10 protein-coding genes are annotated in these 8138 nt (G+C 33.5%); 6 read left to right on the plus strand and 4 right to left on the minus strand.

The window, feature by feature from the left end:
• The coding region (locus DCO46_RS21545; protein ID WP_116754537.1) for a hypothetical protein at nt 1-213 on the minus strand (213 nt) is incomplete at its 3' end.
• A 346-nt stretch (nt 214-559) separates the two neighbouring features.
• The gene (locus tag DCO46_RS21555) at nt 560-1789 is read right to left on the minus strand and encodes a 3-deoxy-D-manno-octulosonic acid transferase (protein WP_116754539.1); all 1230 of its coding nucleotides are present in this window, start codon (nt 1787-1789) and stop codon (nt 560-562) included.
• 137 nt (nt 1790-1926) lie between these two features.
• Here DCO46_RS21555 and DCO46_RS21560 point away from each other — a divergent pair, with 137 nt between their 5' ends.
• From DCO46_RS21560 to DCO46_RS21580, 5 genes are all read left to right on the plus strand, one after another.
• On the plus strand, nt 1927-3057 hold the full coding sequence (locus tag DCO46_RS21560; RefSeq protein ID WP_116754540.1) for a DegT/DnrJ/EryC1/StrS family aminotransferase: 1131 nt from the start codon (nt 1927-1929) through the stop codon (nt 3055-3057).
• A gap of 36 nt (nt 3058-3093) precedes the next feature.
• A complete protein-coding gene (galE, locus tag DCO46_RS21565) occupies nt 3094-4110 on the plus strand; it encodes a UDP-glucose 4-epimerase GalE (RefSeq protein WP_116754541.1) in 1017 nt (338 codons plus the stop codon).
• A gap of 80 nt (nt 4111-4190) precedes the next feature.
• Complete coding sequence (locus tag DCO46_RS21570; RefSeq protein WP_116754542.1) at nt 4191-5096, plus strand: DMT family transporter; 906 nt, start codon at nt 4191-4193, stop codon at nt 5094-5096.
• 61 nt (nt 5097-5157) lie between these two features.
• Nucleotides 5158-5358, plus strand: coding sequence for a hypothetical protein (locus DCO46_RS21575; RefSeq protein ID WP_116754543.1), 201 nt, complete (start codon nt 5158-5160; stop codon nt 5356-5358).
• A complete protein-coding gene (locus tag DCO46_RS21580; RefSeq protein ID WP_116754544.1) occupies nt 5346-5663 on the plus strand; it encodes a hypothetical protein in 318 nt (105 codons plus the stop codon). The genes DCO46_RS21575 and DCO46_RS21580 overlap by 13 nt, the downstream gene beginning before the upstream one ends.
• A 70-nt stretch (nt 5664-5733) precedes the next feature.
• Here DCO46_RS21580 and fabD read toward each other — a convergent pair whose 3' ends face one another.
• Both fabD and DCO46_RS21590 read right to left on the minus strand, forming a co-directional pair.
• A complete protein-coding gene (gene fabD / locus DCO46_RS21585) occupies nt 5734-6606 on the minus strand; it encodes an ACP S-malonyltransferase (protein ID WP_116754545.1) in 873 nt (290 codons plus the stop codon).
• Nucleotides 6607-6677: 71 nt separating this feature from the next.
• Entirely contained in the window at nt 6678-7040 is a 363-nt protein-coding gene (locus DCO46_RS21590) for a DUF983 domain-containing protein (protein ID WP_116754546.1), read from the minus strand.
• Between the two features lie 179 nt (nt 7041-7219).
• On the opposite strand from DCO46_RS21590, the gene DCO46_RS21595 reads away from it, so the two are divergent.
• A complete protein-coding gene (locus DCO46_RS21595) occupies nt 7220-8080 on the plus strand; it encodes a helix-turn-helix domain-containing protein (protein ID WP_116754547.1) in 861 nt (286 codons plus the stop codon).
• Nucleotides 8081-8138: the final 58 nt, after the last annotated feature.

Consider the following 8138-nt stretch of genomic DNA (forward strand, 5'->3'; position numbering starts at 1 on the left):
AGCAGGAGCAGCTTCTTCAACTTTTGCAGCAGCAGAATCAACTTTTGCAGCAGCAGAATCAACAGTTACAGCAGCAGAATCAACTACAGCAGCAGCAGAATCAACAGCAACAGCAGTAGAATCTACAGCTTCAGGAGCTGCAGCGTCAGCTTTTTTACAAGATACAACAGTTAAAACAGCAACAACAGCTAAACTTAAAAATACTTTTTTCATCTTACTTTATTATAAAAGGTTAATTATTAATTCGTGGCAAAGATATAAATTTTTTAATATGTAAAATATTTTTTCACTTTTTTTTTAAAATATTTTCCTTGCTCACGATTATCTTATTTATCAAATAATATGCCAGAACATTAAAAATATAATATATTATGGTATTTTTTGTATAAATATTTTTTTGCTGAATATTCAATAAATATTTTGGCTTTTTAACTGGTTTGATTCCGGTTTGTTTTGGTTTTTGATGAATATCTGTAAATGGTAAATTGTGGAACCGGTATGTTTTACACACTTGTCACAGAATTATGATTGCAGAAAAACATCTTTGCATTTGAAAACCTTACGAAACCAGTGTCATGATACTATTTGTAGCTCCTTTGTTTTCCTGGATAAAAGATCTGCAGATCTGGCCTTTTTCATTTAAGAAGTTCCGGTCTTTAATTAAGCGATTAAGGTTTTGCCTGATTTCTTCTTCATTAGAAATAACAATACAGCCGCCAAGTGCTACTAATTGAACAGCTTCTGCGAAATTAGAATAATTCGGCCCAATTACAATCGGGATTCCAAACGTAGCAGGCTCCAGAATATTATGAATGCCGGGATTGCCGAAACCGCCTCCTACATACGCTATCGTTCCGTAACTATAGATTTTGGTTAACAATCCAATGGTATCGATAATAAACACATTATAATCCGATAAGTCAGTATTCTCTTTTTGTGAAAATAAAATAGTAGATTTTGTGATTTGTGATTTTAAATTTGAAATCTGTTCTGGCTTAATATTATGCGGTGCAATAATAAATTTTACATTTTCAGGAGCTTCATTGATATATTGGGACAGTAAGGCTTCGTCTTTTGGCCATGAGCTTCCGATAATAATCGTGGTTTGATTATTTTTAAATTCTTCAATAAAATCAAGAGAATTGTCTCTTTCTAAAATAGCATTCACACGGTCAAATCGGGTATCGCCGGAAACAATTACGTTTTCAAATCCCAGTCCTTTAATTTTTTCCTTCGAACTTTCGTTTTGTACAAAGAAATAAGTAAAGCTTTTGAGCGCTTTTCTGTAAAATCCTCCATACCATTTAAAGAACATTTGACTGTCTCTGAAAATTCCTGAAATTAAATATGTCGGAACTTCATTTTTCTTAAGCTCATTTAAGTAATTAAGCCAGAATTCATATTTAATGAAAAAAACCTTTTCAGGATGGGCTAGTCTTAAAAATTTTTTAGCGTTGCTTTTCGTGTCCAAAGGCAGGTATACAGTAACGTCTGCAACTGTGTTATTTTTACGCACTTCGTATCCTGAAGGGGAGAAAAAAGTAACTATAATTTTATGCGAAGGATATTTTTCTTTAATTTTTTCAATTACCGGAAGACCTTGCTCATATTCGCCAAGAGAGGCAGAATGAAACCAGATTGTTTTATCTGTTGGCTTTATTTTCTCTTCAAGAATAGCAAAAACATTTTTTCTTCCCTCAGTAAAAAGCTTGATTTTAGGGCTAAAAAGCGCAATAATTTTCAGGAAGAAAGAAGCGATATAAATGACTAAATTGTATAGAAAAAGCATGTGTATATTTTTGGTGCTAAAATACGTTTCTTTCGATTATTTTCATTGTTCAAAGGTATTAAATAACTATTTTTGTTCTTTGTTTTGAAGATTCAATTCGAAAAAACAAATCTTAAGTTTTAAATAAAGAAAGATAAATGAAAAAAATTCAAATGGTTGACTTAAAGAGTCAATACGAGAAAATAAAAACTATTGTTGATGCTTCTATTCAGGAAGTTTTAGATACAAATACTTATATTAACGGGCCATTGGTTCACCAGTTTCAAAAAAATCTTGAAGAGTATTTAGGCGCAAAACATGTTATTCCTTGTGCTAATGGTACAGACGCATTGCAAATCGCAATGATGGGACTGGATCTAAAACCTGGTGATGAGGTAATCACTGCCGATTTTACTTTTGCTGCGACTGTTGAGGTTATTGCTTTATTGCAATTGACCCCGGTTTTAGTTGATGTTGATATGAAAAATATGAACATTGATATTGAAGCGCTAAAAAAAGCTATCACACCAAAAACCAAAGCTATTGTTCCGGTTCATTTATTTGGCCGTGCTGCAAATATGGATGCCATTATGGAAATTGCCACAGAGCATAATCTGTATGTAATTGAAGATAACGCACAGGCAATTGGAGCTGATTATATTTCTAAATCGGGAACAAAAACCAAAGTGGGAGTAATTGGCCACGTAGCAGCAACTTCATTTTTTCCATCTAAAAACTTAGGTTGTTATGGAGATGGAGGAGCAATTTTTACCAATGATGATAAACTGGCACACATTATCCGCGGAATCGTTAATCACGGAATGTATGAGCGTTACCACCATGATGTTGTTGGTGTAAATTCACGTTTAGATAGCATTCAGGCGGGGGTTTTAAATGCAAAACTGCCTTTGCTGGACGAGTATAATAAAGCACGCCGCCGCGCTGCGACTAAATATAATGCAGCTTTTGCAGGTAATAAAAATATTATTACACCGGAATTTGATGCAAACGATAATGACCACGTTTTTCATCAATATGTTTTAAGAATTGTTGATGCAGATCGAAATGCATTGATGCAGCATTTACTGGATAAAGGGATTCCTTGTGCTATTTATTACCCAATTCCTTTGCATTCACAAAAAGCGTATGTAGATGTTCGTTATAAAGAAGAGCAATTTCCTGTAACCAATCAACTGGTAAAAGAAGTTATTGCTTTGCCGATGCATACTGAATTAGATGATGAGCAGATTAAATTTATTACTGATAGTGTAATTGAATTTTTAAAATAAAACAACCAAATTAACAGCCGAAAAACAACCCAAAAAATGAAAGTATTAGTAACAGGAGGATTAGGATTTATAGGATCGCATACAGTAGTCGAATTGCAAAATGAAGGTTTTGAAGTCGTTGTAATTGATGATCTTTCTAATTCTTCCGAAGATGTTTTGAAAGGAATTGAAAAAATTACGGGCAAGCAGCCCATTTTTGAGAAAATTGATTTAAGAGAAAAAGCCGCAGTGCAGGATTTTTTTAAAAAACACGGAGATGTTACAGGTGTGATTCATTTTGCGGCATCAAAAGCAGTGGGTGAAAGTGTCGAAAATCCGTTGTTATACTACGAAAACAATATTAGCACATTAGTGTATTTATTACAGCAACTGCAACAAAAACCGGAAGCCAGTTTTATTTTCAGTTCATCTTGTACGGTTTATGGTCAGGCTGAAAAAATGCCAATTACTGAAGATGCACCGGTTCAGGCTGCAATGTCCCCGTATGGAAACACAAAACAAATTGGAGAGGAAATTATTACTGATACAGCCAAAGTAACTAATATCAGTGCTATTTTATTGCGTTATTTTAATCCTGTTGGAGCACATTCATCAACTGAAATTGGAGAATTACCATTAGGAGTTCCTCAAAATCTGGTTCCGTTTATCACACAAACCGGAGTAGGATTACGCCAGGAATTATCTGTTTTCGGAAGTGATTACCCGACACCGGACGGAACTGCAGTGCGTGATTATATTCATGTGGTAGATTTGGCAAAAGCGCACGTTATAGCGTTACAGCGTTTATTAAACAAGAAGAATCTGTCGAAAGTAGAGACTTTTAATTTAGGAACAGGAAAAGGAAGTTCTGTCCTGGAAGTCATTAATAGTTTTGAAAAAGTAAGTGATAAAAAATTGCCATACAAAATGATGCCACGCCGTGAAGGTGATATTACAGAAGCGTATGCAAACACAGATAAGGCAAATAATGTCTTAGGATGGAAGGCAGAGTTAAGTTTAGACGAAGCAATGGCAAGCGCCTGGAAATGGGAACAAAAAGTAAGGAATAAATAATTTCTTAATTAAAATTATAAATTTTAAAGTCCCAAATTATAATAATATAGTTTGGGATTTTTTTATAGAACTTTACGATCATGAAACAAAGTTTAGATTATAAACTAATTTTTGCCTTAACGGCGGTTGGGATTATTTGGGGTACTACATTTTTGGGGATTAGGGTTGCAGTTGAAACAATTCCGCCCTGGTTTGTAACCTCTATTCGTCAGGGATTGGCAGGATTGATCATGATGACTATTTTATTATTTAAAAAACAATTAAAATGGATTGGCTGGGAAAATTTAAAACACCAGCTTATTCCTTCAGTTTTAATGATTGTCATAGCGAATGGTTTTACAACAATTGCAGAACAGACTTTACCCAGCGGATTGGCATCTGTAATAAGTGCTTTATCACCAATACTTATTTTTCTGGGCAGTATTTTGTTTGGATTGCAAAAAATAAGCTTAAGAGGATTTGTAGGTGTAATTATCGGATTTTCAGGCGTCGTTTTCATATTCAAAGACGGACTTGGTTCATTTTTGGATGCAGATTACAGAACCGGAATGATGTTCATGGGATTTGCCATTTTGGCCTGGGCAGCGGGAACGATTTATACCAAAACACATGCTAATAAATCGAATAATATCATACTCAATTTATTTTATCAATTTACAATGGCATCCTGTATTCAGTTGGTGTTAGCAGCTATTTTTTCGCCAGATCCTGATTTAAGTTCATGGAGTTCAAGAAGTATTTTTGCTGCTTTTTACTTATCTGTTTTTGGCTCTGTAATCGCTTTTTTCTGTTATAATTATGCCTTAAAGCATGTTACGGCGGTACAGGTTTCGATATTGTCTTATATAAACACTATAATTGCTGTTTTTCTGGGCTGGCTTCTTTTGGATGAAATCATTACAATTGATTTTGTCATTGCTACAGCACTTATTATTCTTGGGGTTTTTATTGTCAATTATAAGAAGAAGGAAAAGAAAGCTCTGTAAAAAATGGTCAATTTGATTCAATTTATTTTGTAAATTTGTAAGAATTAAAAATGTAGGAATTATGAATTCGGAAGAAGAAAATAAAAAGAAGAATAATAAGGTTGAAGAACCTGCGACTGAATATGAAATTCAAAAACCAAAATTTAAAGGAATAGATCCGGAAACTTTTGATTTTGATGCAGAATTTGCAAAAGGGTTCACTCTTGAAGAATTTAAAGCTGAAATGTCTAAAAGAATAAAGGCATACCCTTGGAAAAAGTGATTTTTGGTGAAGAAGTTCTAGATTATTTTGATAATTTGGTTTTTACTCTTTTTGAAAAGGATTATTTTGGTTTTCCTGAATCAGCAGAGAATTATGCTAATAATATTTCCGAGTTTATTTTTTCCAATATTTTTACTTTTCCACATAAGAAAACTCCAAAACCTCTTAATTATTTAGGTTCAGAATATATTTTTTATAAAGCCAATGCCAGAACAACTTGGTATATCTTCTTTGAAAAAAGAAATCAAAATTATTTAATTACCGGAATTCTGAATAATTACTCTGAAGAAATAAAAGAATTATAAAAAATAAATCCTCATAAACTGATTAAGGTTTATGAGGATTTTTATTTATTCGGTAAGTTAATCTTAAAAATTAAGCATTCGCAGTAGCAGCTTCCTTATCGATTTTATTAATCAAACCAGCTAATACTTTTCCAGGACCAACTTCAGTAAACAAAGTAGCACCGTCAGCGATCATCTGCTGTACAGATTGTGTCCATTTTACAGGAGCAGTCAACTGAATGATCAAGTTCTTTTTAATTTCATTGGCATCCGAAACCGCATTTGCAGTTACGTTTTGATACACCGGGCAAATTGGGGCAGAGAATGTAGTGGCTTCAATTGCAGCAGCTAATTCTTCTCTTGCAGGTTCCATCATTGGCGAGTGAAATGCACCTCCAACAGGTAAAATTAAAGCACGTTTTGCTCCGGCAGCTTTCATGGCTTCACAAGCTTTTTCAACGGCAGTAGTTTCTCCTGAAATTACCAATTGGCCTGGACAGTTGTAGTTTGCAGCCACAACAATACCATCTATAGAAGCACAAACTTCTTCGACAACATTATCAGCTAAACCTAAAACTGCAGCCATTGTAGATGGAGTGATTTCACATGCTTTTTGCATTGCTAAAGCACGTTTAGAAACAAGTCTAAGACCATCCTCAAAAGATAATGCTCCGTTTGCAACTAAAGCTGAAAATTCTCCTAATGAATGTCCTGCAACCATTTCCGGTTTAAAATCTTCTAAAGTTTTGGCTAAAATAACGGAGTGTAAAAAAACAGCCGGCTGTGTAACTTTAGTCTCTTTTAGTTCTTCGGCAGTACCTTCAAACATGATATCTGTAATTCTAAAACCTAAAATTTCATTAGCTTTTTCGAATAATTCTTTGGCTAAAGCCGAGTTTTCATAAAGGTCTTTGCCCATTCCTGTAAACTGTGCGCCCTGACCTGGAAATACGTATGCTTTCATTTGTCTAATTTGTTTTTTATTTTTTTGGAATTGAAAATTAGTTTCAATTGAAAGGCAAAAATAACACTTTTTTATTTCGTATAATCCTTAAACATGTAAATCCATGCTAACCTTGAAAATCTTAGATTGAAAGAAGTTAGCAAAGTAATCACAACAGCGATGATCGGAATAATTCTTAAATCGAAATTTGTTTCAAAGAAGAATTGTGCAATACAATAGGTTGCAATTCCCTGAGCGACTGTTAAACCGTAGTTTACATACATCGCGCCAAAAAAATAACCAGGTTCTTTCTGGAATTTATAATTGCAATGACTACAATGCTCATTCATTTTTGGTAAACCAAAATTCAGGAAAATATTTTTGTCTGTAAAGACTTTTCCGGTGTGACAAACAGGACATTCGTTTTTTAAAATATGAGTTAATGCGCTTGACATGACTTTGTTATTTTTTGTTTATACAAAGGTAATTTTTAATGACTTAAAAGTCTTTTTTATATCTTCGCTTATTATAGCACAATAAAGACATTTTTGGTTTAATTTCCAAAATTTAAATTCCAAATTCCAAATCGGAGAATGGGACTCTGTGATCAAAAAGCAATAAATATTATCTGTGTATGAAAAAGTATCCCGTTTATAGTGTTCAGAATTTTAGCTGCAATGACATTCATCGTGATTTTTATGTGAATACTTTTAATGAACACCTAAAAAATCACAGTTTTGTCGAAGAACCGCATCGGCATGATTCGTATTTAATGGTCTTTTTTACAAATGGTTCAGGAAAACATGAAGTCGATTTTGATCAGTTTGAAATTAAAAGAGGAAGTTTATTTGTGCTGCAGCCCGGACAAATGCATCATTGGAATTTGTCTGAAGATATTGAAGGTTTTGTAATTATCTTTTCGCAGGAATTGTATAATTTATATTTCGGACAGAAAAATATCAACGAGTATAATTTTTATCATTCCATTCATAATCGGCCGGAAATGGTTTTTGAAGAAAAAGAAATCCCAAAAATTCAGCCTTATTTTGATTTATTAATTGAGGAAAACAATCAGGAAAATAAATACCAGCTCGACAAAATGCTGAATTTATTAGATTCAATTCACATCGAGATCGCCCGCAAATACAGTGAAACCTATTCGCATCAGGCGCATTCATACAATATCAAAATCAATACATTTGAATTGCTTCTGGAAGATTATTTTAGAACCCAAAAACTGCCTTCTTTCTATGCTGAAAAATTAAATATAACCCTGAAACATTTAAACAGAATCTGCAATGAAATTCTGCAGAAAACGGCAACAGAAGTTATCACAGATCGGGTAATTTTAGAAATCAAAAGAATGCTGATGGATAAGCAATTAGCGGTAAATGAAGTGGCTTTTAAAGTAGGTTACGAAGATTATTCCTATTTTTCCCGATTCTTCAAGAAACAAACAGGATTGTCGCCAACAGAATTTCGAAATGCGAAGTAAAAAAAGGGCTTCGACTTCGCTCAGCCTGACAATAGTATTCTTAAAGACTTTATATGTC

It is taken from the genome of Flavobacterium sp. HTF, assembly GCF_003105115.1.
GTDB lineage: Bacteria > Bacteroidota > Bacteroidia > Flavobacteriales > Flavobacteriaceae > Flavobacterium.